The 23,026-nt window shown below is 65.3% G+C and carries 20 protein-coding genes, 1 tRNA gene and 1 pseudogene; 6 read left to right on the top strand and 16 right to left on the bottom strand.

All coding sequences use genetic code 11. The features are described from left to right. Positions 1 to 54 precede the first annotated feature (54 nt). Positions 55 to 2,088, bottom strand: coding sequence for an excinuclease ABC subunit UvrB (gene uvrB, locus CXG43_RS11290; RefSeq protein ID WP_101100031.1), 2,034 nt, complete (start codon positions 2,086 to 2,088; stop codon positions 55 to 57). A 144-nt stretch (positions 2,089 to 2,232) separates the two neighbouring features. Here uvrB and CXG43_RS11285 point away from each other — a divergent pair, with 144 nt between their 5' ends. Next, positions 2,233 to 2,772 (top strand): GspH/FimT family pseudopilin, encoded by a 540-nt coding sequence (locus CXG43_RS11285; RefSeq protein ID WP_101100030.1) that lies wholly within the window; start codon positions 2,233 to 2,235, stop codon positions 2,770 to 2,772. Between the two features lie 47 nt (positions 2,773 to 2,819). On the opposite strand, the gene CXG43_RS11280 is transcribed toward CXG43_RS11285, so the two are convergent. The 11 genes from CXG43_RS11280 to grxD all read right to left on the bottom strand — a co-directional run bounded on the left by CXG43_RS11280 (position 2,820) and on the right by grxD (position 16,269). After that, positions 2,820 to 2,896, bottom strand: a tRNA-Asn gene (locus CXG43_RS11280). 54 nt (positions 2,897 to 2,950) lie between these two features. Next, positions 2,951 to 3,400 carry a type IV pilin protein gene (locus CXG43_RS11275; RefSeq protein WP_101100126.1) on the bottom strand — a complete coding sequence of 150 codons (450 nt, stop codon included), beginning with the start codon at positions 3,398 to 3,400 and terminating at the stop codon, positions 2,951 to 2,953. A 14-nt stretch (positions 3,401 to 3,414) separates the two neighbouring features. Beyond that, entirely contained in the window at positions 3,415 to 7,284 is a 3,870-nt protein-coding gene (locus tag CXG43_RS11270) for a PilC/PilY family type IV pilus protein (protein ID WP_101100029.1), read from the bottom strand. Positions 7,285 to 7,294: 10 nt separating this feature from the next. Continuing rightward, positions 7,295 to 7,804, bottom strand: a complete 510-nt coding sequence (locus tag CXG43_RS11265; RefSeq protein ID WP_042614182.1) for a PilX N-terminal domain-containing pilus assembly protein — start codon at positions 7,802 to 7,804, stop codon at positions 7,295 to 7,297. A gap of 4 nt (positions 7,805 to 7,808) precedes the next feature. Then, positions 7,809 to 8,972: a PilW family protein gene (locus CXG43_RS11260; protein ID WP_269801219.1), complete on the bottom strand. Its 1,164-nt coding sequence runs from the start codon at positions 8,970 to 8,972 to the stop codon at positions 7,809 to 7,811. Then, positions 8,969 to 9,445, bottom strand: coding sequence for a type IV pilus modification protein PilV (pilV, locus tag CXG43_RS11255; protein WP_042614181.1), 477 nt, complete (start codon positions 9,443 to 9,445; stop codon positions 8,969 to 8,971). The genes CXG43_RS11260 and pilV overlap by 4 nt, the downstream gene beginning before the upstream one ends. Next, a complete protein-coding gene (locus CXG43_RS11250) occupies positions 9,442 to 9,960 on the bottom strand; it encodes a GspH/FimT family pseudopilin (protein ID WP_101100028.1) in 519 nt (172 codons plus the stop codon). The genes pilV and CXG43_RS11250 overlap by 4 nt, the downstream gene beginning before the upstream one ends. 274 nt (positions 9,961 to 10,234) lie before the next feature. Further along, positions 10,235 to 11,632, bottom strand: coding sequence for a nucleotide 5'-monophosphate nucleosidase PpnN (ppnN, locus tag CXG43_RS11245; protein ID WP_198551420.1), 1,398 nt, complete (start codon positions 11,630 to 11,632; stop codon positions 10,235 to 10,237). Between the two features lie 103 nt (positions 11,633 to 11,735). Next, entirely contained in the window at positions 11,736 to 14,960 is a 3,225-nt protein-coding gene (locus CXG43_RS11240; protein WP_101100026.1) for a carboxypeptidase regulatory-like domain-containing protein, read from the bottom strand. Between the two features lie 242 nt (positions 14,961 to 15,202). Beyond that, positions 15,203 to 15,952 (bottom strand): SDR family NAD(P)-dependent oxidoreductase, encoded by a 750-nt coding sequence (locus CXG43_RS11235; RefSeq protein ID WP_101100025.1) that lies wholly within the window; start codon positions 15,950 to 15,952, stop codon positions 15,203 to 15,205. Beyond that, positions 15,949 to 16,269, bottom strand: coding sequence for a Grx4 family monothiol glutaredoxin (grxD, locus tag CXG43_RS11230; protein WP_042614176.1), 321 nt, complete (start codon positions 16,267 to 16,269; stop codon positions 15,949 to 15,951). Before grxD ends, CXG43_RS11235 begins: the two co-directional genes overlap by 4 nt. Positions 16,270 to 16,390: 121 nt before the next feature. Between grxD and CXG43_RS11225 the strand changes: the two genes are divergently transcribed. Next, positions 16,391 to 16,972: a superoxide dismutase gene (locus CXG43_RS11225; RefSeq protein ID WP_101100125.1), complete on the top strand. Its 582-nt coding sequence runs from the start codon at positions 16,391 to 16,393 to the stop codon at positions 16,970 to 16,972. Between the two features lie 116 nt (positions 16,973 to 17,088). Here the strand turns inward: CXG43_RS11225 and CXG43_RS11220 are convergent, their stop codons facing one another. Beyond that, on the bottom strand, positions 17,089 to 18,237 hold the full coding sequence (locus tag CXG43_RS11220) for a 5-(carboxyamino)imidazole ribonucleotide synthase (protein ID WP_101100024.1): 1,149 nt from the start codon (positions 18,235 to 18,237) through the stop codon (positions 17,089 to 17,091). After that, positions 18,234 to 18,737, bottom strand: coding sequence for a 5-(carboxyamino)imidazole ribonucleotide mutase (purE, locus tag CXG43_RS11215; protein WP_101100023.1), 504 nt, complete (start codon positions 18,735 to 18,737; stop codon positions 18,234 to 18,236). Before purE ends, CXG43_RS11220 begins: the two co-directional genes overlap by 4 nt. Before the next feature lie 58 nt (positions 18,738 to 18,795). Here purE and CXG43_RS11210 point away from each other — a divergent pair, with 58 nt between their 5' ends. The 4 genes and pseudogenes from CXG43_RS11210 to CXG43_RS11195 all read left to right on the top strand — a co-directional run bounded on the left by CXG43_RS11210 (position 18,796) and on the right by CXG43_RS11195 (position 21,778). After that, positions 18,796 to 19,065, top strand: coding sequence for a Trm112 family protein (locus CXG43_RS11210; protein WP_042614172.1), 270 nt, complete (start codon positions 18,796 to 18,798; stop codon positions 19,063 to 19,065). After that, positions 19,062 to 19,928, top strand: coding sequence for a carboxylating nicotinate-nucleotide diphosphorylase (gene nadC / locus CXG43_RS11205; RefSeq protein WP_101100022.1), 867 nt, complete (start codon positions 19,062 to 19,064; stop codon positions 19,926 to 19,928). The genes CXG43_RS11210 and nadC overlap by 4 nt, the downstream gene beginning before the upstream one ends. Positions 19,929 to 20,033: 105 nt before the next feature. Beyond that, positions 20,034 to 20,966: pseudogene (locus CXG43_RS11200) on the top strand (DUF2272 domain-containing protein); the annotation flags it as partial. A 461-nt stretch (positions 20,967 to 21,427) separates the two neighbouring features. Then, entirely contained in the window at positions 21,428 to 21,778 is a 351-nt protein-coding gene (locus tag CXG43_RS11195) for a DUF3301 domain-containing protein (RefSeq protein WP_101100020.1), read from the top strand. A gap of 42 nt (positions 21,779 to 21,820) precedes the next feature. Here CXG43_RS11195 and CXG43_RS11190 read toward each other — a convergent pair whose 3' ends face one another. Both CXG43_RS11190 and CXG43_RS11185 read right to left on the bottom strand, forming a co-directional pair. After that, a complete protein-coding gene (locus tag CXG43_RS11190) occupies positions 21,821 to 22,291 on the bottom strand; it encodes a ClpXP protease specificity-enhancing factor (RefSeq protein ID WP_101100019.1) in 471 nt (156 codons plus the stop codon). Between the two features lie 78 nt (positions 22,292 to 22,369). Continuing rightward, entirely contained in the window at positions 22,370 to 23,005 is a 636-nt protein-coding gene (locus CXG43_RS11185; RefSeq protein ID WP_101100018.1) for a glutathione S-transferase N-terminal domain-containing protein, read from the bottom strand. Positions 23,006 to 23,026 lie beyond the last annotated feature (21 nt).

The raw sequence follows: 23,026 nt of genomic DNA, 5'->3' as shown, positions 1-23,026 counted from the left end.
CGCGTGGTTTCGGGGATTTTCGCCGAGCATGGCGCGGCGCTACCGATGCCCCGATCAGCCCAGGCTGGCCTCTTTCAGGCGCTTGATCAGGTCGCGCACGCGCCCGGCCTCTTCGAACTCCAGGTCCTTGGCGTGCTGGTACATCCGCTGTTCCAGCGACTTGAGCCGGGTGGCGACCTGGGACGGAGACAACGTCGCGTAATCGGCGCCCTCCTCGGCGATCTCGACCGCGCCGATCTTTCCCTTGCCCTTGCCCTTACGCGAGGCCCGGTCATACGCCTCCGAACGCGCGCCCTCCAACACATCGACGATCGGGCGGGCGACCGACTTGGGCACAATGCCGTGCTCTTCGTTGTATTCCACCTGCTTGGCGCGGCGGCGGTCGGTCTCATCGATGGCCGCCTGCATCGACTTCGTCATCCGGTCGGCATACAGGATCGCCTTGCCGCGCACGTTGCGCGCCGCACGGCCGATGGTCTGGATCAGTGAGCCGGTGGAGCGCAGGAAACCTTCCTTGTCCGCGTCCAGGATCGCCACCAGCGAGACCTCGGGCATGTCCAGGCCTTCGCGCAGCAGGTTGATGCCCACCAGCACGTCGAACTTGCCCAGGCGCAGGTCGCGGATGATCTCCACGCGCTCCACCGTGTCGATGTCCGAGTGCAGGTAGCGCACGCGGATGCCGTGCTCGCTCAGGTACTCGGTGAGGTTCTCGGCCATGCGCTTGGTCAAGGTGGTGACCAGCACGCGGTCGCCCATCTTGATGCGTTCGTTGGCCTCGCTCATCAGGTCGTCGACCTGGGTGCCGACCGGGCGGATCTCCACCACCGGATCGATCAGCCCGGTGGGGCGCACCACCAGCTCGGCCATGTCTTCGCCGGCTTCGCGGTACTCATACGGACCCGGCGTCGCCGACACGTAGATGGCGCGCGGGCAGCGCTGTTCCCATTCCTCGAAACGCAGCGGCCGGTTGTCCAGCGCCGACGGCAGCCGGAAGCCGAACTCCACCAGTGTTTCCTTGCGCGAACGGTCGCCCTTGTACATCGCGCCGATCTGCGGAATGGTGACGTGCGATTCATCGATCACCAGCAGCGCATCCGGCGGCAGGTAGTCGAACAGGGTCGGCGGCGGCGAACCGGCCGGCTTGCCGGTCAGGTGGCGCGAGTAGTTTTCGATGCCGTTGCAGAAGCCCACCTCGGCCATCATCTCGATGTCGAACTGGGTGCGCTGGGCCAGGCGCTGCGCCTCCACCAGCTTGTTTTCCGCATACAGCTGCTCGAGTCGCTCCTTCAGCTCCACCTTGATGGTTTCCACCGCCGCCAGCACGCGCTCGCGGGTGGTGGCGTAGTGGGTTTTCGGGTAGACAGTGAAGCGCATCATGTTGCGCAGCGTTTCGCCGGTGAGCGGATCGAACAGGGTGATCTTCTCCACTTCACCGTCGAACAGTTCGATGCGCAGCGCTTCGCTGTCCGATTCAGCGGGGAACACGTCGATCACTTCGCCACGCACGCGGAACGTGCCGCGATGCAGTTCATACTCGTTGCGGGTGTACTGCAGCTGGGTCAGGTGGTTGATCAGGTCGCGCTGGTCGATGCGCTCGCCCTTGGACAGGATCAGCCGCAGCGACAGGTAGTCTTCCGGCGCGCCGAGGCCATAGATCGCCGATACGGTGGCCACCACCAGCGCATCCGGTCGCGACAGCAGGGTCTTGGTGGCGGCCAGGCGCATCTGCTCGATGTGTTCGTTGATCGAACTGTCCTTCTCGATGAAGGTGTCCGAGGACGGCACATAGGCTTCGGGCTGGTAGTAATCGTAGTAGCTGACGAAATACTCGACCGCATTGTGCGGGAAGAATGCCTTGAACTCACCGTACAACTGCGCGGCCAGCGTCTTGTTCGGCGCCATGATCAGCGTCGGCTTCTGGATGCGGTCGATGACGTTGGCGATGGTGTAGGTCTTGCCCGAGCCGGTCACGCCGAGCAGGGTCTGCTTGGCCACGCCGGCTTCAAAATTGCTGCTCAGCTTCTCGATCGCGTTGGGCTGGTCGCCTGCGGGCGAATACGGCGATACGAGTTGGAAACGGTCGCTCATGGTGCTGCCAGGTCCCGGGGGGAACAATTATAGCGGGCAGGCCGGTGACGGCAGGTTGAGGGAATCGGCTACCTGCGGTTGACGGCTCTGGCGACGGACCGGTGCCGGGACAAGGCGGACCATGCAGTCACGGAGGACCTCTGCATGCCACATCCAACCCTGCCTGCACCTTGTTCCCGCGGCTACGGCCTGGCTGAACTGTGCATGGCGCTGGCGCTGGTCGCCACCCTGGCAGCCACCGCCCTGCCCTCCTTCCAACGGACCCTGGCGCGGGTACGCTCAGACAGTCTACGCATGCAGCTGCATGCGATGCTGTCGACCGTTCGCAGTACCGCCCTCACTCGCCGCCAGCGCATCGAAGCGTGCCCGAGCAGCGATGGCATCACCTGCGGCCGTGACTGGGCCAGGGGCTGGTTGGTGTACCCCGCCCCGCACACGCCATTGCGCCCGGGCAAGGCCCCGAAGGGCGTCCTGCTGGTGGAACAAAGGGCCCCTTCCACGGTCAGCGCCCGGACCAGCCTGTGGCGAAAACGCATGCAGTTCCGTGCTGATGGACGCAATGCAGGCGTCGCCCAGACCATCTGCATCCATATCGGCGACCGCCTGCACAGCGAAGTCGTCGTCAGCGTACCGGGGCGGGTACGCAGCCGGGTCACTCGCAAGAGCGATGGCTGCGCGGACTGATCGAAAACGCAGAAAGCCGCGACATGATCGCGGCTTTCTACTGAATCTGGCGCCCGAAGTTGGACTCGAACCAACGACCCCCTGATTAACAGTCAAGTGCTCTAACCGGCTGAGCTATTCGGGCGGGGAGGCGCATTCTACGGTGAGATTACGCGCCGCGCAAGCCCGTCGCGAACGATCACCAGCACTCCGGCAAGGTCGCCGCGGAGGGCGTTTTCACATTGGCCTGGTTGACCGACAGGGTGCCGCACTTGTCCTGCGCCTGGGGTCCCTGCGGCGTGGCGGTCAGCGTGAACGTGCCCTGCCCGCCCTGGAAGGTGATCGTATAGCGCGCGGTGCCGCCTTCACGCGGTGACTGGAACGTTGTCGCCCCATTGCTGAAGCGGAAGTTCGCATAGGTGTTGTTGGTGGTATGCGAGCGCTCGGCCAACTGCGCGTACTCGACCAGATCGGCCTTGGCCTGCGCCCGCCGCGACTTGCGCACCTGCTCCACGTAGGACGGATAGGCGATGGCGGCCAGGATGGCGACCACGGCCACCACCACCATCAGTTCAATCAGGGTGAAGCCGCGCGCGCGCGACCGCAGGCCATGCTGGTGGACGGCACGCAGGGAAACCAGAGAGGACATCAGGGGATTCTCCATTACTGGATCTGGCGCCAGGACTGGCGACCGCAGGGATATGGAACATACATCGGCGGAGCGCCCGCTACGTTGACCACCATCCAGCAGCCCGAGCCCCCCGGCGGGGTCGGCGCGGGCGCTCCACCACCGGGGTTGGCCGGCGGCTGCAGGCGCGGCACGACCGAGACACCGACGTCCTTGACCGGCGCGGTACCTCCCGTGGCCAACGCCATGCTGGCGGTTCCCGCGACTGCGGTGGCACCGCTGATCGAACCCATGCGCACGCCGGACAAGGCACCGCCACCGGTGCGCGGATTGAGCCCGAACAGGTTGTTGCCACCGCCTGCGGTACAACCGGAGGTGATCGAATCCGGCGTGTAGGTCGGAATGAACAGGATGCCGGACGCCAGCTCGGGATAACCCACCGCGCGCTCACCGGCAGGCAGGTCGATGTACCAGCCGCGCGCGCTGGTGGGCGCGGTACCGCGGCTCAGTGTCCGCCCACCGGTCCCGGCAGCCACCGTATACGGGGTCAGGCTGGTGCGCGTCAGGGTGCTGGTGACGGCCGCATTGGAGGTGTCGTTGAAACCATACAGACTCTGGATCTGCGTCGAGGAAATCGGCAGCGTGTCGTCATTGAAGGAGAAGCTGCCGGTACCGAACATCACCAGCACGCCACCACTTTCACCGGCCGATGCCTGCAGGCCGCCGGTGATCGGCTGGCGATACGTCGCCCCGCTCTGCACGAAGGTGCTGGTGGTGAACACCGGTACGGTGACCGAATTGGCCGTGGACAGCAGGTCGAACTTCCACACCGCACCCTTCAGGTCGGCCGCGTAGACGGTGTCGGCATAGCCGTCCCGTACCCTGGCCGGCAAGCCGGTGGACGCATTGATATTGGCCGTATCCAGCCGGTCGAGCACGATGATGTTGCCCAGGCCATTGCTGCCTGCGATGCCCGAGTTGCTCTCGGTGGCTTCGATCATGCGGATCGTCGGCGTAGCCGCGTTACCGATATCCACCACGAACAGCACAGCCTTGCCGCTGCTGCTGGAATAGCCGTTGCCGAAGATGGCCTTCCAACTGACGCCACCATTCAGGGTGCGCACCGGTACGATCACCGGCTTGCCGAGGACGTGGCCGATGTTGGCCTTGACGGCATCGGCACCGCTCAGGTCATTGATTTCCCAAAGCCGGTTGGTGGCAGTGAAGCTGCCCGGCGTGGTCACATCCAGCGCGAACACGCCCCGACCACCCGCGCCGGTGCTGCCGACCAGCGTCGTATTCCAGGTATCGTTGTAGTAGGTATCTGCAACGGTGAGCGGACCATCCACGAAGTAGCGGTGAGAGAACTGCTGGGCATTCACCTTGGCCGGATCGTAGGGAATCAGCAGGTTGCCCATGTGGCCGTACGAGGTGGCCGGAATGTAGCCGAACGTTTCACGTCCGCCGTTACCGCTGACCGCACCCGTACCGTCCATGCCGCCATCGAAGGCGTGCAACATGCCGTCGTTGGCGCCGGCATACACCATGAAACGCTTGCTGGTGCGCTTGCTGTTCAAGTACGCGGTGTAGCTGCTGGCCAGTGTGCCGCCCAGCGCGCGGTAACCGAAATCGTCGGTCGGGGCGCTGATGACCGGCGTGGAATTGATGATGTCGCCCAGCGCGTTGGTGCGATCGCGAAGCTTGCCATTGCGACGGACTTCGTTGGCGGTATCACCCAGCAGGTAGTTGGCGGCGATGGTGGGTGTCGCGCCGAGTCCGGTCAGCCCGCCGGTCGTGCAGATCGCCTGGCCCGGGTACAACGAGCTGGACAGGCCGCACAGCCCGGCCAACGTCACCGTGGTCGGGCCGAACTTGCGCACGCTGCTGCCATCATTGAAGTACACGTTGCGCGCTGCGGCGGCAGGCAGCTGCGCACTGGCCTCCCAGATCGGCGTGAACTGCGCTTCGCGCGCCGCGTTGACGGTCACGCGGGCAGCCGTCAGGCGGCTGAACCAGTCGGTACCGTTTTTCTGCACGCTGTATTCCGGCGAAACCGTCAGCGAGCCGGCGCCAATGCGCGCACCGCTGGTGGCCAGCGTGCCCGACGGCGATGCCGCAGCGCCGACGGCCTCGAGCACGCGACGCATCGCGTCGGTGACGTCGCCCGGCGTCTTGGCATTGATGAACTCACCGCGCGAATTGATCGCGGCATGCCACAACTCGTCGATCACCCGGCCATCGTCGCCCGAGAGCGGATCGCCACCGGCGTTCCAGTTCGGCGGGTTGGCATAGGGATCGTCGGTTGCTGCCTGATTCACTTCATAAATGAGCCCCTGCGCACCCAGCGTCACGCCGTAGAAGTTCATGTGCAGGTTGGCTTGGCAGTCCAGCCGCTTCCATTGGGCAGACGAGGGGCTCAGCGTCGAGCATTCTTCCGGCACCGGCACCAGTCCGGTCTGGAAGCTGGCGCCGGTACGCAGGGGCGTCGAAGCGCCGCCATAGTACGAAGCCGCGATGTCGGCGATGGTATTGCTGTAATTGTCGGCAAACGGCGCGCCGGGGAAATGGGTGCCGCCGGCGCTATCGGCATTGCCATAGCCACCGGCGGAGTTGCCGCTGTTGGTATAGCCATCGGTGAACAGCATGCCGCCATTGCGCTGGCACGCGCGCACGACCGGCGCACCGGCGTCGGTGCGGCGGAACTGTTCACCCAGGAAGGCCGCCGCCTGGCGGTTCGGCGTACCGCCGCTGGGGTTCAGGCCGTAGATCTGGTTGAACAGGTTCGCACGCTGGGTGGACACGTCATGCATGGTCACGTTGACGCGATTATTGATCGTGAAATAGCCGACCCGCATGTTCTCCACGCCAGCCATCGCGTGCGAGGACGAGCCCACCATCGACAGGATGCGGTTGCGGTGATACTGGAACCAGTTCGCGAAATTGACCTGCGCGGCCACCCGCGCGGTGGCGTCGGAATAGTTGTCCGGCAGGATCTGGTAGCGCCGCATGTTGCAGCCAGGACCGCAGGCATTGGCGATCACGGGGCGGTTGGCATCGGCGGTCTTGTAGCCGGCCGGGGCCGGCGCAGCTGCGGGCAGGTAGAAAGTCGCCGGCACGTAGGCCATCTGCACCGTGCAGTTGGCCCGCACCAGCACGTCCGAAGACAGCGTCGTCCAAGCGTTGCCGGTGCTGGGCAGACCATTGCCGTTGTTGTTGTTGGAGTTGCAGCTGCGTCCATTGGAACGGTAGCGCGTCCCGGAAGGGATCGTCATCCCGGTCATGAACTGGAACGACTCGCCGTTGACCTCGCGATATGCAAGGTTGTAGATCGTGTTGTAGTCGTTGCTGAAATCAGTACCGTAAACCGAGGGATTACGCGGGTCGGCGCGGGCCCTGTCGAACGCGGCGTCAGGCCAGAGCGCTGGAATACCCGCGGCCGGCGGCTCCGGAAGGCTCCACGGGTCATACTTCACGTCCGGGTTGTAGTAACTCGCGTTGTACGCGGGAGATCGCGCAAAACCGAACTCATCGATCGGCGGAATGGCGCGACCCGGGGTGTAAGAGGTATTGAACGACGCGTGCGGGAACAGGTACAGATAGCAGTCGACCGAGTTGTTCGCGCAGCCCTCGCCCACGTCGTAGAACACGCCGGCCGAACGGAAGAAGCTGCTGCCGTTCCACTGCATGCGTCCATCGCCGCCCTGGAAGATGCGCTCGAAGGTCATCGAGTTCGAGTCATCGACCGCCATGATGAAAGCCGGCTGGATCGAGGTGGTGTTGTTCAATGGAGCCTGCGCCAGGGCACCCTGCCCCTGCGCGGCGAACAGGCTGTAGGCGAAATAGGCGCCCGCGCCCAGCACGACAGCAGCGGACGCAGCAGCGATCCGGAAAGTACGACGTGTCATGCCGGTGGCCTCAGAGCTTGAAGACGGTGTCGACCGAGGCCGTGGACGAGGAATCCGTCGCGGTATCGGTGGCAAAGGTGGTGATCTGGTAGACCGGCGTGACCGGGTCGAGCGCATCGCCCATCGCCAGCGAGCCGCCACCGATGATGCAGGCGTCGATGCGTCGTACGTTGACCGCCTGGGCGGTGGTCAACGGGCGCCCACGCCCCCAGCTGACCGGATCGAAGGCGACGTCACAGTTCTGCTGGATATCGGTATCCACCAGCGGCGCATTGGCCGGCGCGGCGGTGCGGTTGGCGATCGCTTCCAACGCGTTTTCGCTACGCCGGGTGACGCCTTCGGCATTCTGGAAGGCGACGTTGGTGGCGCGGTAATTGGCCGCCATTTTTTCCTGCATGCCGGCAACCTGCATGCCGGCGATGCCGATCAGCGCCAGCAGGATCAGCATGATCAGCGCGACGTACAACACGGCGCCGCGCTGGTTGCGGGGCATGGGTCGCAGGCGGGCAGGAGCATTCATGGCGTCAGTTCCCGAACAGTCGGTTGCGCAGGGCAATCGTGGATTCATAGGTGGTGCGGTAGCGGCCGTCGCTGGCCGTGGCCGGCGCGAAGCCGACGCCGAGCGCGCGCGGATAGTTGACCGCGTCCGTGGGCGCTTCGGCCTGCGAACGCGCCGGGCTGCGGGCCAGCACGCCCACCTGGACCTGTCCGACGCGGCGCCACTGCGCGGCACCGGTGGCATTTGCATCGCTGGTGACGCCACTGGCCACGGCCTGGGTGGTGATGTTGCCGGCCGGCGGCGTGGTGGAGCTCATCTCGGTGGTGCTGTCGAGGCCGAACAGCAGCTGCAGGCTTTCGATGCCTTCCACCAGTTCTTCCCTCAAGCCATAGCCGTTGTTTCCGTCGGCCCGCGCACGCATCAATGCAGGCTCGCCAGACCCCGAGGTGCCAACGTAATACACCACCGATTCGGCGCGGTAGATCATCGTCTGGCCGGTCGGCTGCACGGTGAAGCGGTTGAGGTTGGATCCCAGGGCCGTGACGCTGCCCGCCGTGTAGGTGCCCCTGAACACATTGGCATGGCTGCAGTCCGCAACGCCGAACAGATTGGGCGTGCCTACGCCGCCCTCGTTGAACCGCGCGCCGGCAGTGGCATCGAAGCCCACCACGCTGTCGGTGTTGGCGGTCAAGGCGGTGACCGGCACGCCTTCGGCGGCGAGATAGCGAAGCACCAGAATGTCGCTGCCGCCACGCGGATTCAGCGCGGCGATCGCGGCCGGCAGCCCGGCCGGGCCAGCCCAGGTGTCGCCCAGGGTCAGCTGGCCGCCTGGCGCAGTGCTTGGCGCTTCATAGCCCTGGATGCTGACTGTGAAATCCAGCGGATGGCCGGAGCCGCTGGTCGCCGCGATGTTGACCACCGGGTCGCCCTCGCCCTTCACGAAATGGGCCTGGTCGTTCACGCAGCCAAAATGACCGGCCATGCGAATGTCACGCTGCAGGAACTCGATCGCGAAACGACCGTTTTCCTGCGCACGGGCGTTGCCTTCAGCCAACCGCGATGCGGCACGCGATGCGGCGAAGATCTGGATCACGCCCAGCATCAGCACCAGGCCGATGACCATGGCGATCATCAGCTCGATCAGCGACAGACCGGCCTGGCGACGCGCGGCAGAGACTGTGCGCCTCACAGCTGCGACACCAGGGTGAAGGTGGTCCGCCCGTCAGGATTTGCAGGATCCCAGCGCTGGTCGCCCCAGGCGATGCCCACGGTGACCTGGCCGTTGGCGTTGACTACCGTCGCACTGGCGCCTTCGCCGAGGGCCTGGACCACCTGGCACTGCCAGCGGGTGATGTTGTTGTTGAGGGTCACCGCGGTGCCCAGGTTGCGCGTGCAACTGGACGCCTGGACGGTGCCGGCGGCGAACGCTGCATTGGTATACCAGCCTGCCTGGTAGCGGTTGCTGCGCATCTGGTCGAGCAGGTCATAGGCCAGGTTGGTGGCCTGGGTGCGGTAGTTCGAACTCTGCACGAAGCGCACGCTCATGGTCTGCAGCATGGCGAAACCCAGCAGGCCGAAGGCGAGGATCAGTACTGCGACCAGCACCTCGATCATGCTGAAGCCACGCTGGGCGCGTGCGAAGGAAGGAAGACGACGACTCATTGGCAGGCGCCCTTGATGGAATTGATCTGGCCGGCGGCGTTTATGTCCAGCCGGCGGCGAAGCGCCTCACCGCCACACTCCGTCGGCTGCAGGGTCAGCGACTGGGCGGCGGCGGCACGGCGGCGGCCGCGATTGTCGAAGGCGATGACCGCAGTGCTGGGCCCGCCCGCCGTCAGGGAATCGGTCTTGATCGGGATGTAGCGCAGGACGGTTTCGCCAGCCTGGTAGGTGCCGTCGCCGTTCACATCGGCCCAGGCCAGCATGCCGCGCGACCAGTTGTTGTCGCACGAGGTGCCCGTGGCGCTGCCGCAGACCCCACCGCCGCGCTTGTTGCGCACCGCCTCACTGCGTGCCAGCGACAACAGAGCGGTCATTTCGTTGCCGGTGGCCGCGACGCGGTTGGAACGGATGGTGCTCTGGAAACTCGGGAACGCGATGGTCGACAGGATCGCCAGCACGGCGACGGTGACCATCAGTTCCAGCAGCGTGAAGCCCTTGGACAGGCGTAAAGACATGGGACGCTCCCCAGCGTGATGTCGGCACGATGAGGCAGCCCGGCACGCCCCGCAAGGGGGTGCAGGACGAACGGTCATTCGGGGGCGACAAGCGTCAAAAGGTCGGCGCCGCAAGGGCGACAGGCGTGACGACCAACGGTCGTCACCCACCAGATCAACGCTGACGGCCAGCGGCCGTCACTACCGGGATCCACGGTAGCGCCGAGCCATGCTCGGCGAGCGCAGCGGCAAGGGCTGACGGCCAGCGGCCGTCACTACCCTGCCCGGCCGCCAGTCAGGCCAGCACCTGGTAGCACGGCTTGTACTCGCCGGAGATCTTCATACGGCGCTGGTCGACGAAGGCGCGAAGCAGCGCGTCCAGCGCCTGCATCATGTCGGCGTCGCCATGGATCTGGAACGGACCAAACTCCTCGATCCGGCGCATGCCATCTTCCTTCACGTTGCCGGCAACGATGCCGGAGAACGCGCGGCGCAGGTCGGCCGCCAGGGCGTGCGGGGCGCGGCCGTGGTGCAGGTCCAGCCCGGCCATGGCTTCATGGGTGGGCTCGAACGGCTGCTGGTAGTCCCACGGGATGTCGATGGACCAGTTGAAGAAGAACGAATCCTTCTGCGCGAGCCGATGTTCGCGCACCTGCTTGATGCCTGCGGTCATCTTGCGCGCCACCGCCGACGGGTCGCCGATGATGATCTGGTAGCGCTCGGCGGCCGCATCGCCCAGGGTCAGGCGGATGAAGCGGTCGATCTGCTCGAAATATGGCGCAGCCACGGTCGGGCCGGTCAGGATCAGCGGGAACGGCAGGTCCTTGTTCTCTTCGCGCAGCAGGATGCCCAGCAGGTACAGGATCTCTTCTGCCGTGCCCACGCCACCAGCGAACACGATGATGCCGTGGCCGATGCGCACGAACGCCTCAAGCCGCTTCTCGATGTCCGGCATGATCACCAGGTGGTTGACGATCGGGTTCGGCGACTCGGCGGCGATGATGCCCGGCTCGGTCAGACCGATGTAGCGCGACACGCTCTTGCGCTGCTTGGCATGGGCGATGGTGGCGCCCTTCATCGGGCCCTTCATCGCGCCCGGGCCGCAGCCGGTGCAGATGTCCAGCCCGCGCAGGCCCAGCTCGTAGCCGACCTGCTTGGTGTACAGATATTCGTCGCGACCGATCGAGTGGCCGCCCCAGCAGACCACCAGGTTCGGGTCACCCGGATTGAGGATGCGCGCATTGCGCAGCAGCCCGAACACCGCATTGGTGATGCCGTCCGAAGATTCCAGTTCGGCCGCATAGGCCGGGCCCATTTCGATGGCCATGTAGGCCAGGTCGCGGACCACCGCGAACAGCAGCTCGGCCACGCCACGGATGATCTCGCCGTCCACGAAGGCCATCGCCGGCGCGTTGGCCAGGTCGATGCGCACGCCGCGGTCCTGCTGGGCAACCTGGATGTCGAAATCCGGGTACAGGTCACGCGCCGCGCGCGGGTCGTCCGAGGCGCTGCCACTGGTCAGCACCGCCAGCGCGCAGCGGCGCAGCAGTTCGTGCATGCCGCCACCGGAGGCATCGCGCAGGCGCGCGACTTCCGCCCGGGACAGCACATCCAGCCCACCGCGCGGGTAGATCCGCGCGTCCTGCACCGGCAGCGTACGTGCCGGTTTTTCAATCGTCGTGGTCATGTCCAACGTTTCGCTTCCTCAAGGTGTCCGACTGTAGCGCTGCCCCCATGAAAAAGAAAACGGCCGGGTTTCCCCGGCCGCCTTTTTTACGCTTTCAGTTCCGGGAAGATCAGAACTTGTACTTCAGGGTGACCTGCATCGACCAACGCGACACAGCCGTGTTGCCCTTGTCGTTGTTGTTTTCCTGGACCTGCGGGTTGTCCGTGGAGCCGTTGAAATTGTAGACATACTTGCCGGTGGCCGGATCAATACCCGCGTAGTTCGCGATGCGACGGGTAGAGAAGAAGCCGTAGTCGTCGATCAGACCCCACTTCTTGTTGAGCAGGTTACCCACGTTCATGATGTCAAGCGCGATCTCGCCCTTGTGACCGTCCATGAAGCCCGGGAACTCCTGGCTGATGCGCACGTCGAAGCTGTTGACCCACTTCGCACGATGCTGGTTGGCCGGCACGACCTGGCCTGCATAGCCAGCAAGGTCGGAGTTGCCTTCCAGCCACGTGAAGAACGCGTCTTCCATCGCCGCGCCGCCGGTGAACAGAACGTCACCACGGCCCGCCGGCACATAGAACAGATCGTTGGTCGTGGCGCTGTCGCCGTTCACGTCATTGTAGAAGATGTAGCTGTACGGGCGGCCCGAGCGACCTTCGTAGAACATGCCAATGCGAGTGGCGTTGTCACCGAAGAAGTTGTGCTTCCACTCCAGCGATCCGGTCACACGATCCTTGATGGCATAGCGCGAGTTGTAATCAATGTTCTCATTGGCGTTGAAGATCATCGCGTTGTTCCAGTTCGAGGTGTTCTGCGAGCTGGTCAGCGGATTGACTTCAGTGGCCTTGGTGTAGGTGTAACCCAGCGACCAGCCGAAGTTTTCGGTCAGCGGCTTGGCGAGCGAGAAGGTCGCCTGTGCACCGTGGCCCTTGTCGGTGTTCTTCATCAGCAGCACATCGCCGATGTCGTTCGGACGGTTGGCACGGTTGCCCGCGTTGTTCGTACCTGCCTCGATGCCGAAACGACCCGCATTGGCCGGGTTGCGACCTGCAGCATTCCAGTAGATTGCACGGCCGTCCGGGCCGACTGCCGTGGGTGCGCCCAGGTCGAGGCGTTCGAAGTAGATGCCGTCCTTGACCTTGGTGAAGAGCACCTCGGCCGAGGCCACGACGCCGTACCACGGCAGCTCGTGATCAAAGGCCAGGTTGGCCTTGTACACCGAAGGCAGACGCACGCCGTCATCGATCAGATCCACGTTCTGACGCGCAGCGGTCGGGCCGCCGGCCGGAATGTACGGATTGTTGATGTCCGGGGTAAAGACGCCGGTCTGCGGGTTGGCCGTGGTGCTGCGCTGGTCGTATTCGATGTAGTTCAGACCAGTGTTCTGGTATGCGCCTGCCAGCCACACGTTCGGGGCAGCGCCACCAAACAGGCCAACGCCACCGCGCAGCTGGGTGGGACGATCACTGTCGAAGGTGTAATTGAAACCAACGCGCGGCTGCACGAGCGCCTTGTCCGGCAGCTTGGTGTTGTCGTAGCCGTAGCGGTTTTCAATGTTGGCGTTGTACAGCTTCTGGTCGCTGAAATCGGGCATGTCCACGCGGACGCCGAACATCAGCGTCAGGTTGTAGTTGACAGCCCAGCTGTCCTGCACGAACAGACCGGTATTCTTCAGGTTGAAGCTGGCCGGGATATCGGCGCGGCTGCCATCTGGACGCGGAGCGCGCAACTGGTAACGGCTCGGGGTCCCGGCGAGGAAGTTCTGCAGGTTCGAGAACTCGTACACACCGTTGAGGTTACGACCGTAGAAGTTCATCAGGTCGTTGTCGGAATAGTCGAAGCCGAACTTCACGGTGTGATCGCCGACGTACCAGGTACCTGCACCGAAGGCGCTCAGTTCCTTGGACTCCACGATGTTGACGTGGGAGTTCTGCTCGGTGCCCAGCAGCAGTGCGCTGTTGTTGGTGCCGAAGCCGTTGATGCGGATCTGCGGCAGGTCGCTGGCGGTGGCGCGGATGGCACTGTAGTCCTTATGCGACACCTTGAACTCGGTCGAGAAGTTCTCGGACCAGTCGCTGAACAGTTCACCCATCCAGGTTTCGTAGGTCTTCGGCTGCGAATACCAGTAGCTGCTGAGCGAGATGGTGCTGTTGGCGATGCCCGGGAAGCGCATCACATCCTGCTCCATCTTGTTGTAGCGCAGGGCCGCACGGTGGTTGTCGCTGATATTCCAGTCCAGCTTGACCGCATACTCTTCGATCTCGGTCTTGCTGTCCTGCGCAGTCAGGCTGCCAGCGTCATAGCCGAGAGCGGACATGCGCTGCTGCACGGTCGCAATGTCGGCGGCGGTGATCTGGCCGGTGCCGAACGGCGTGTCACCCAGGCCGATGCCCGGTGCGCTGCGCTCGTACTTTTCATAGTTGGTGAAGAAGAACAGTTTGTCCTTGATCAGCGGACCACCGAAGGTCATGCCGTAGGTCTTCTCGTCCTTGAACCCGGCGAAATCGGTGTTATCGCCTTCCAGACGATCACGCACCATGTCCTTGTCACGGTAAGCGTAATAGACGGTACCGTCGAAATTATTGGTACCCGACTTGGTCACGGCGTTGATTACCGCGCCCGTGCCGCCGGAGATCGTCGTGTCGTAGTTGGCCAGGTCGATGTTGATTTCCTGGATAGCGTCCATCGACACCGGCTGACGCTCGGTCGGCAGGTTGTTGGACTCCAGGCCAAACGGATCGGATGCATTGATGCCGTCGATGCGGATCGCATTGAAACGGGTGTTCTGACCACCGGCGGAGATCGCGCCGTCAGCCTTGCTGACCTGCGAGATACGCGGATCCAGTCGGATGTAGTCCTGGATGTTGCGGTTGGCCGACGGCAACGCGTCCAGGCTCTCGCGATTGATGTTGGTGCCCGAGCCCATCTTGGTGGAGCTGAACACTTCCGAGCCACCGCCAACGGCGACAACCTGAACGGTGTTCAGATCGGTGGCGACCATGTCACCCGCCAGGTTGGCATTGATCGTATTGACCTGGTTGAGGTTCAGGTAGACGCCGCTTTCCGTCTTGGTGCCTTCGCCAGGCTTGGTGACCGTAATGGTGTACGGGCCACCCACGCGCAGGCCGCGTGCCGAATAACGGCCGGCTTCATCGGTCGTGGCACGCGAAACGGTGCCGGACTCGGTGTGGGTGATGGTGACTTCAGCGCCAGCGACAGGCGCACCGGCGGAAGAGACGACCTGGCCGCCGACACCGGCAGAGGTGCTCTGGGCAAAGGCAGGAGCGGCGGCAAGCACGGTCAAGAGGCCAAGGGTGAGCTTGGACATCCGGAGAGTGTGGTTCATCTAGGGTAGCCTCGATGGGAGTTGGCGATGGCGGATAAAAAAGCGCATCCAGGCAGCCTTGCGGGCGGCTGCTCGGACAGTTATCTGGGGTTCCCAACCGTGAACGGCAGCTGCCGCAACGGTTAACAATAGATTAACACGGTACGATCCGAATGTGACGGTAGTGCGACAGAAGCGGCCTGATCGCAACCCAATCGTGACGCTTCCTTCACTCCCCGCGAAGGTTCAGCTCACGAAACACCCTATTCAGGGCGGACGGCCTTCACGCTTCCTCGCCACGTCAAGCCCTGCGGCGATAGCAGCACGACCGCCGCGGCGGCAGCCGCCCCCGGTCCGCCGGCCGCATCATCCTGGTCCAACGACCATGCGCGGGCGCGCAGCGCCGTCCGCATCGGGGCCGGCTGCAGCCCGGCAATGCGTACCGGTCCCTGCTTCAACTCGTCGTGCAGGCTGGCCAGCAGCCCGCGCAGCCCATGTTGGGCCACGCCGTAGCCGCCCCAGTAGGCGGCCCCCACCCGTGCCGGGTCGTCCAGGCAGAACACCACCGCCGCATCCTCGCGCTGCTTCAACAACGGCAGGCAGGCCTGTACCAGCAGGGCGGGCGCGGTCAGCGTGACGTGCAGCGAACGGGCGAACGCAGCCGGTTCGGCCAGCTCGAACGGGGTCAGGCCGGGGAAATCGGCCGCGCAAACGAAGATGCCGTCCAAGCGGCCCAGTTCGGCCTGCACGCGGCTGGCCAGCTCGGCGAAATCGTCCGGTGTGGCGCCCTCCAGGTCCAGCGGATACAGCAGCGGCTCCGGTCCGGCTTGTTGCACCTGGGCGTAGACCCGATCAAGCCGGCGCGGCTTGCGCCCGAGCAGGATCACCGTGGCCCCGGCCGCCGCGCAGGCCACCGCGGCGGCGCTGCCGAGCCCGCCACCGGCGCCGACCACCAGGATCACCCGGCCTTCGAGCGCGCCGGCTTCGGCGTCAGGCGACGCGGCCAGGCTCATGCAACCGAGGCTTCTTCGACGATGCGCTTGAGCTCGCCGGCTTCGAACAGTTCCATCACGATGTCGCAGCCCCCGATCAGCTCACCGTGCATGAACAGCTGCGGGAACGTCGGCAGGTTGGAAAAGCGCGGCAGGTTGGCGCGTATTTCCGGCTCTTCCAGTACGTTGATGGTGCGCAGGGACACCGCCCCGGCGGCCATCAGGGCCTGCACCGCGCGGCTGGAAAAGCCACACATCGGGTATTGCGGCGTACCCTTCATGAACAGCACGAGGGGGTAACGATCGACTTCGGCCTGGATCTGCTGCATCACTGCCACAACCACACTGCCTCCCGGATGGGCGAATCCGACCGCGACGGTCGGCTAGACTTCCCACAGTAGTCGCCATTGTAAGCCGATGGAACCGACCACCGGCATCCTCCTTCCCCTCCTTCATCGCCTGCCCATGGAACTCACCGACCTTCCCTACTCGCCCGGCGCCCTGCAACCCCATCTGTCCGAACGGTCGGTGGCGCTGCAGCATGGGCAACACCAGCGCGGCTGCGTGGATCAGGTGAATGCGCGGATCGTGGGCACCGAATGGGAGGATGCGCCGCTGGAGCGGATCGTGCGCGAAAGCCAGGGCGCGCTGTTCGAAGCGGCCGCCCAGGCCTGGAACCTGCAGTTCCAATGGCAGAGCCTGCGGCCGCGCGGTGGCGGGGATCCAGTGGGGCGCTTGGCTGATCAGGTGAAGCGTTGCTTCGGTGACACCGCCAGCCTGCGCAAGGCGTTCAATGACGCCGCGCTGGGCCTGTTCGGTGCGGGCTGGGCGTGGCTGGTACTGCATCCGGACGGCAGCTTGGCCGTGGTTGTCACCCGCAATGCCGCCACGCCGTTGACCAGCCACAGCGTGCCACTGCTGGCCTGCAACCTCTGGGAACACGCGTATTACCTGGATTACCAGAACGACCGTGCGCGCTATCTGGAGGCCTGGTGGAAGGCGGTCAACTGGGAATTCGCTGCGGAGCAGATGCCGGGTTGAGGGTAGCGCCGAAGGCAGCGCCAGGCCGTGACGACCAACGGTCGTCACCCACCGTTGAATGACGGCCAGCGGCCGTCACTACCCATTCAATGACGGCCAGCGGCCGTCACTACCGGTCAGGCGCGCAGGGCCTGGACGGCCGGGGCTGCCTGGGCCTGTCGACCCAGCGCTTCGCCTACCTGCTCCAATGCCGAGGCGAGCGCGGATGCGTCGTCGTCACGCAGGGTGGCATGGCCGACCTTGCGACCGTCGCGCGGCTGCTTGCCGTAGTCATGCCAGTGGCCACTGGCCTGCGCCAGCACCGGCGCCGCATCGGGCATCGCACCGATCCAGTTGAGCATGCAGGCATGCCCCAGCATGCGCGTATCGCCCAGCGGCAGGCCCAAAACCGCACGAAGATGGTTTTCAAACTGCGAGGTTTCGCTGCCTTCGATGGTCCAGTGACCCGAATTGTGCACGCGCGGCGCCATCTCGTTGGCCAGCAGTTCGCCATCGCGGCAGAACAGCTCCAGCGCGAACACGCCCACGTACTGCAGGTGCTCGGCCAGGGTGCGGGCATAGCCGATCGCCGCCTGCTGCTCGGCGTCGGACAGCCGGGCCGGCGCGAGGCTGGCCGACAGTACGCCATCAACATGCCAGTTGCCGGTGACCGGATACGCCTGGAAGCTGCCATCGCGGCCGCGCACGGCCACCACGCTGACTTCGCGCTGGAAGGCCACGAAACCCTCCAGGATCAGGCCGGTCCTTTCGACCTGCGCGCCCAATGCGTCCCACGCCGCATCGATGTCGGCTTCGGTGCGCAGCCGGAACTGGCCCTTGCCGTCATAGCCCAGTCGGCGGGTCTTGAGAATGCACGGCAAGCCGAACGCGGCGACCTTTTCGGCCAGCTGGTCGCGGCTGGCGATGTCGGCGAACGGCGGCAGCGGAATGCCCAACTGCTGGAACAGCGTCTTCTCGCTGAGCCGATCCTGTGCCACGGCCAGCGCCGACGGCGGCGGATATACCGGCACCTGGTCGGCCAGCCACTGCGCGCTGTCGGCCGGCACGTTCTCGAAATCGAAGGTGACCACGTCCACCTTGGCGGCAAACGCGGCCAAGGCCTGGCGGTCATCGAACGCGGCCACGGTCAGCGGCGCCAGCGGTCCGCCACAGGCATCGGCGGCCGGATCGAACAGTTCAAAGCGCAGGCCCATCGGCGCACCGGCCAGGACCATCATGCGGGCCAGCTGGCCGCCGCCCAGGATGCCAACAGTCTTCGTGCTCATTGACGCGGATCGTCGTGGGCCATGACCTCTTCGGTCTGGCGTGCGCGGAAGGTCTCCAGCGCCGTGCCGATGGCCGGCTGGTCACTGGCCAGCATCGCCGCGGCGAACAGCGCCGCGTTGGAGGCACCGGCATTGCCGATGGCGAAGGTGGCGACCGGGATGCCGGCCGGCATCTGCACGATGGACAACAGCGAATCCATGCCGTTCAGCGCCTTGGACTGCACCGGCACGCCCAGTACCGGCACGGCGGTCTTGGCGGCGATCATGCCCGGCAGGTGCGCGGCGCCACCAGCACCGGCAATGATCGCGCGTAGACCGCGCGGACCGGCCTGTTCGGCGTAGTCGAACAACACGTCCGGGGTGCGGTGGGCCGAAACCACCTTCACTTCGAACGGAACACCCAGCGCTTCAAGCTTCTGGGCGGCGTGCTGCATGGTCTCCCAGTCGGAGCGGGATCCCATGACGATGCCGACGAGCGGCGCGGATTGGTTGGGGGTCATTGGCCGTCACCTGCCTTAAAGACGTATTCTAGCCGTCTTCCACGCAAGACGAAGAACCATGGATCGCAAGCTGCTTGACCTGCTGGTATCGCCCGACACCCGCCAGCCCCTGTCCCTGCTGGATGCCAAGGGCCTGGAAGCCCTCAACCGCGCCATCGGTGCCGGTACCGTCAACAAGGCCGACGGCAATCCGCTGGCCCAGCCGTTGCGGCAGGCGCTGGTAACCCGCGACCGCAAGCAGGTGTTCCGCCTGGACGATGGCATCCCGGTGCTGCTGGCCGAAGAAGCCATCGCCACCGCGCAGATCGCGGACTTCCCTTCCGCATGAGCACGGCCGCCGCGGGCGCGTTGATCGCGCCGGATCCGGCGCAGGTCGCCGCCGACGTGGCGCGTGCGCTGGCCGAAGATATCGGCAGCGGGGATGTCACCGCCGCGCTGCTTCCCGACCATGCCGACAGTGCCTACCTGCTGTGCAAGCAGGACGCGGTGATCGCCGGACGCCCCTGGTTCGACGCTACCCATCGGGCCCTGGATCCGCAGGTGCGCATCGACTGGCAGGTCAGCGAAGGCCAGGCCGTGGCCGCCGGCACCGTGCTGGCGCTGCTGCACGGGCGCAACCGCTCGCTGGTCAGCGCCGAGCGCACCTCGCTGAATTTCCTGCAGACCCTGTCCGGCACCGCGACGATCACCGCGCGCCATGTCGCTGCGGTGGCCGGCACCGGCACCCGCATCCTGGACACGCGCAAGACCCTGCCCGGCCTGCGCCTGGCGCAGAAGTACGCGGTGCGCTGTGGCGGCGGCGACAACCACCGCATCGGCCTGTACGACACGGTGATGCTGAAGGAAAACCACATCCGCGCCGCTGGCTCGTTGCCGGCCGCGGTGGATGCGGCGCGCACGATGTGGCCGCAGCTGCCGCTGGTGGTGGAAGTGGAAGATCTTGACCAGCTGCAGCAGGCACTGTTGTCCGGCTGTGATCGCATCCTGCTGGATGACTTCCCGGCTGCGCTGCGCCGCGAAGCGGTACGCATCACCGCCGGACGCATTCCGCTGGAAGTCTCCGGCAGCGTCGGTCTGGATGGCCTGCGCGCGATTGCCGAAGACGGCGTGGACTGCATTTCCATCGGCGGCCTGACCAAGCACGTGCAGGCCATCGACCTGTCGCTGAAGCTCGGCCCGCCACCGGGCTGAGGGGAGCGTGCCGACCAAGGCCGGCACTACGTCACCCGACAGATGCACCCGCTATTCACGTGCACACTGAGACGCTGCGCCCCTCCCCCTTCTGCGGAGCACCGCATGCGCCGGTTGCTGCTTGCCTGCCTGTTGCCCTTCTCCGCCCTCGGCCTGTCCAGCGTCAGCACCGATGCCGCGGCGGCCGAAGCCTGCGATGTGCCGCCGCCCTATGGCTTGAGTCCGTTGGCCCTGTCGATCCGGCAGACCGCCTGCAACGAACACCGCCTGTGGTTTCGTCCGTTCATCGACCGCGAAGGGCGCGCCGCCAGCCTGGCGGTGACCGAAGCGGAGAATGAGCACCTCGCTGACAACGGTCTGATTGCCTGGCAACGGGTCTCCGGTTATTGGCGCGACAGCGGCACCTTGAATGCGATGGGCGCGATTCCCGGCGCCAGCAGCTGTATCGCTCCGTTGGGATCGCGCTACACCGACAGCGACTGCCGCGCCTTCCTGATCGACAACCCCTGGTCGGCCGCCTTCATTTCCTGGGTGATGGTGCGCGCCGGGGTTCCCGGCTTCAACGCCTCCCCGCGCCACATCGATTACATCCGTGCCGCCTACAACGGCGCATCGCCCTATCGTCTTGCCGATCCGGCAGCGGAAAAGCCTGCCGTCGGCGACCTGCTGTGCTTCCTGCGCGACCGCCGGGAGACCCTGACCTACACCGGCCTGGTGCAGGCGCTGGGCAACGGCTCGGTGGGTCACTGGAAGTCGCATTGCGAGGTCGTGGTGTCGGCCAACATGGGCGGCGACCGCACCCTGTACCTGGTCGGCGGCAACGTCCTCAATACGGTAGCGATGCGCATGCTGATGCTCGACCGAAGTGGCCGCATCGAACTGCCGACCAAGCGCGACGCCGAGCCGGACGGGATCGCACCGACGTGCACGCCGGGGCGCGAAGAGGAATGCAGTTTCAACCGGCAGGACTGGGCGGCGCTGTTGAAGCTGACGGCGGCCGCGCCGATGCAGTCCCCCTTGCCGGTGGCTGCACCTACGGAGTGAGGGTCGAACGGGTGAGGCCCCCTCGCGGGTGGCTTTTAGGGCGGCAACTGGGTGGGCCGGGCGGTGGGGCTGGGCGGGGGACGGCAAAAGCCGCATCCGTGCGGGCCTCGTTTCGCGCCATCCATGGCGCTCAACGCCCCCCCCCCAGCCCCACCGCCCGACCCTCTGACAGGTTCCGGTGGCCGCCACACGCGTTAGAAAGAAGAAGAAACGCGGTAGCGCCGACCCATGGTCGGCGGAAACCCACAGACACCATTCCCCACCCTCCGCCGACCATGGGTCGGCGCTACCGAGGCCACCATGAACCTGTCGGAGGTGGGGCGGGAGCGCACAGCCCTGCAGCTGTTGCCGTTGACGTTGCTGTTGACGTTCGCTTAAAAGCCCGCGCGCAGCGCTTGAACTACGCCATCCGCTGCACCATCTTGAGGGTTCCTACTTCAATCAGTACGCCGACCATGCCTACCCTGATCCTGCTGATGATAGTCGGCGCCTGCGGCTACGCCTTCTGGAATTCGTCGCGCGCGGCGGCCGAGCGTGCCGGCGTGCTCGGGCGCAACGCCTGCAAGGCCGCCGACGTGCAGTGGCTGGACCAGAGCGTGCATGCCATCGGCCTGAAAGTGGCGCGCGGCGACGACGGGCGCCTCTGCTTCGAGCGCACCTTCAAGTTCGAATATTCGTATGACGGCATTGATCGCCATGTAGGCAGGATGGTCCTGCGTGGCGATGAGCTGGTGTCCTTCAGCGGACCCGGCGCGGCGCGGATCAGTGCGATCCGCCCCGACATGGATGACGCCGAAGACGTCTGAGGACGCGCGAAGGGAGCGACCATCGCCGCTCCTCCGTCAGGATTACTTCACCACGCGCAGCTGCGGACGGCCGCTCGGGCGCGGTGGCGGATTGCCGTCCGGCGGCGTGTCATCCGGCGTACCGTCCGCATCGGCCGACACGTCTTCCAGCGTCACTTCATCCTCGGCCGTTTCCGCACCGATGATGTCGTCAGGCAGCGCCATCCCCTGGCCGGTTTCGCGCGCGTATACGGCCAACACGGCGCCGATCGGCACCTGCACCGCAAAGCTCACGCCGGAAAAACGGGCCGAGAAAGCGACCGACTCGTTGTCGATCGCCAATCCCACCACCGCCCGTTCGGCGATGTTCAGCACCACGCGGCCGTCCTTGATGCTGGACGGCGGCACCTGCACGCCGGCCACGCCGGCATCCACCAGGATGTGCGGGGTCAGCTGGTTGTCATTGATCCATTCCACCAGGGCGCGCAACAGGTACGGGCGGTGGCTGGTCATCCGGAAGAATTCGTCAGTCATGCGTGAAGTGTACGCGCACGCCCCCCTGCGTGGCAGGGGAGCGGACCAAGTGTTGGGCAAACAGTCGGGAAGTGCGGGTCAGCCCGGCAGGTCGCGCAGCTTCTTTTCCTGGTCGGTCAGGCTGCGGATGAAGCCGGGATGGCGGAAGATCCGGTTGCCGTAATCCTCGATCGCCTTGCCGTCCTTCGGCAGCGGCACATCCAGCGCCTGCAGGCGCCAGATGATCGGCGCGACCGCACAGTCGGCCAGGGTCATTTCAGGATTCAGGAAGAACTTGCTGGCCTTGAACAACGGCACCGCGCTGGTCAACAGTTCCTTCAGTCGTTTGCGGCCGGCTTCGGCCTGGGTCTTGTTGCCCAGCTGGATGGCCTGCACCTGCGGCACCCAGTCATGCTCGATGCGCAGCATCGCAAGGCGGATGCGCGCACGCGACAGCGGATCGACAGGCATCAACGGCGGATGCGGATAGCGCTCATCAAGATATTCGCTGACCACCGACGCCGCATACAGCACCAGCTCGCGCTCCACCAGGGTGGGCACGGAGTGATAGGGGTTGAGGTCGATCAGGTCTTCGGGTGGATGTTGCGGATCCACCGGCACAAAGTCATAGGTGACGCCTTTGGACGCAAGGACCAGACGTACCCGGTGACAGAGCACATCGTCGTTCGAGGAAAACAGCGTCAGGGTATTACGCATGCGTACGCTCGCCGCCATCAAAGGCTCTCCAACGACAGG

It is taken from the genome of Stenotrophomonas sp. Bg11-02 (assembly GCF_002836635.1).
GTDB lineage: Bacteria > Pseudomonadota > Gammaproteobacteria > Xanthomonadales > Xanthomonadaceae > Stenotrophomonas > Stenotrophomonas lacuserhaii.
This window is presented reverse-complemented; position numbering and strand designations above follow the sequence as displayed.

What these genes read in the sequence shown, in the direction of transcription:
- CXG43_RS11190 (WP_101100019.1), bottom strand. Translation starts at nt 22,291, where the DNA reads ATGACTGACGAATTCTTCCGGATGACCAGCCACCGCCCGTACCTGTTG.
- CXG43_RS11185 (WP_101100018.1), bottom strand. Translation starts at nt 23,005, where the DNA reads ATGGCGGCGAGCGTACGCATGCGTAATACCCTGACGCTGTTTTCCTCG.
- uvrB (WP_101100031.1), bottom strand. Translation starts at nt 2,088, where the DNA reads ATGAGCGACCGTTTCCAACTCGTATCGCCGTATTCGCCCGCAGGCGAC.
- CXG43_RS11250 (WP_101100028.1), bottom strand. Translation starts at nt 9,960, where the DNA reads ATGTCTTTACGCCTGTCCAAGGGCTTCACGCTGCTGGAACTGATGGTC.
- CXG43_RS11285 (WP_101100030.1), top strand. Translation starts at nt 2,233, where the DNA reads ATGCCACATCCAACCCTGCCTGCACCTTGTTCCCGCGGCTACGGCCTG.
- CXG43_RS11210 (WP_042614172.1), top strand. Translation starts at nt 18,796, where the DNA reads ATGGATCGCAAGCTGCTTGACCTGCTGGTATCGCCCGACACCCGCCAG.
- pilV (WP_042614181.1), bottom strand. Translation starts at nt 9,445, where the DNA reads ATGAGTCGTCGTCTTCCTTCCTTCGCACGCGCCCAGCGTGGCTTCAGC.
- CXG43_RS11235 (WP_101100025.1), bottom strand. Translation starts at nt 15,952, where the DNA reads ATGAGCCTGGCCGCGTCGCCTGACGCCGAAGCCGGCGCGCTCGAAGGC.
- nadC (WP_101100022.1), top strand. Translation starts at nt 19,062, where the DNA reads ATGAGCACGGCCGCCGCGGGCGCGTTGATCGCGCCGGATCCGGCGCAG.
- CXG43_RS11195 (WP_101100020.1), top strand. Translation starts at nt 21,428, where the DNA reads ATGCCTACCCTGATCCTGCTGATGATAGTCGGCGCCTGCGGCTACGCC.
- CXG43_RS11270 (WP_101100029.1), bottom strand. Translation starts at nt 7,284, where the DNA reads ATGACACGTCGTACTTTCCGGATCGCTGCTGCGTCCGCTGCTGTCGTG.
- CXG43_RS11240 (WP_101100026.1), bottom strand. Translation starts at nt 14,960, where the DNA reads ATGAACCACACTCTCCGGATGTCCAAGCTCACCCTTGGCCTCTTGACC.
- CXG43_RS11265 (WP_042614182.1), bottom strand. Translation starts at nt 7,804, where the DNA reads ATGAATGCTCCTGCCCGCCTGCGACCCATGCCCCGCAACCAGCGCGGC.
- CXG43_RS11220 (WP_101100024.1), bottom strand. Translation starts at nt 18,237, where the DNA reads ATGAGCACGAAGACTGTTGGCATCCTGGGCGGCGGCCAGCTGGCCCGC.
- purE (WP_101100023.1), bottom strand. Translation starts at nt 18,737, where the DNA reads ATGACCCCCAACCAATCCGCGCCGCTCGTCGGCATCGTCATGGGATCC.
- CXG43_RS11275 (WP_101100126.1), bottom strand. Translation starts at nt 3,400, where the DNA reads ATGTCCTCTCTGGTTTCCCTGCGTGCCGTCCACCAGCATGGCCTGCGG.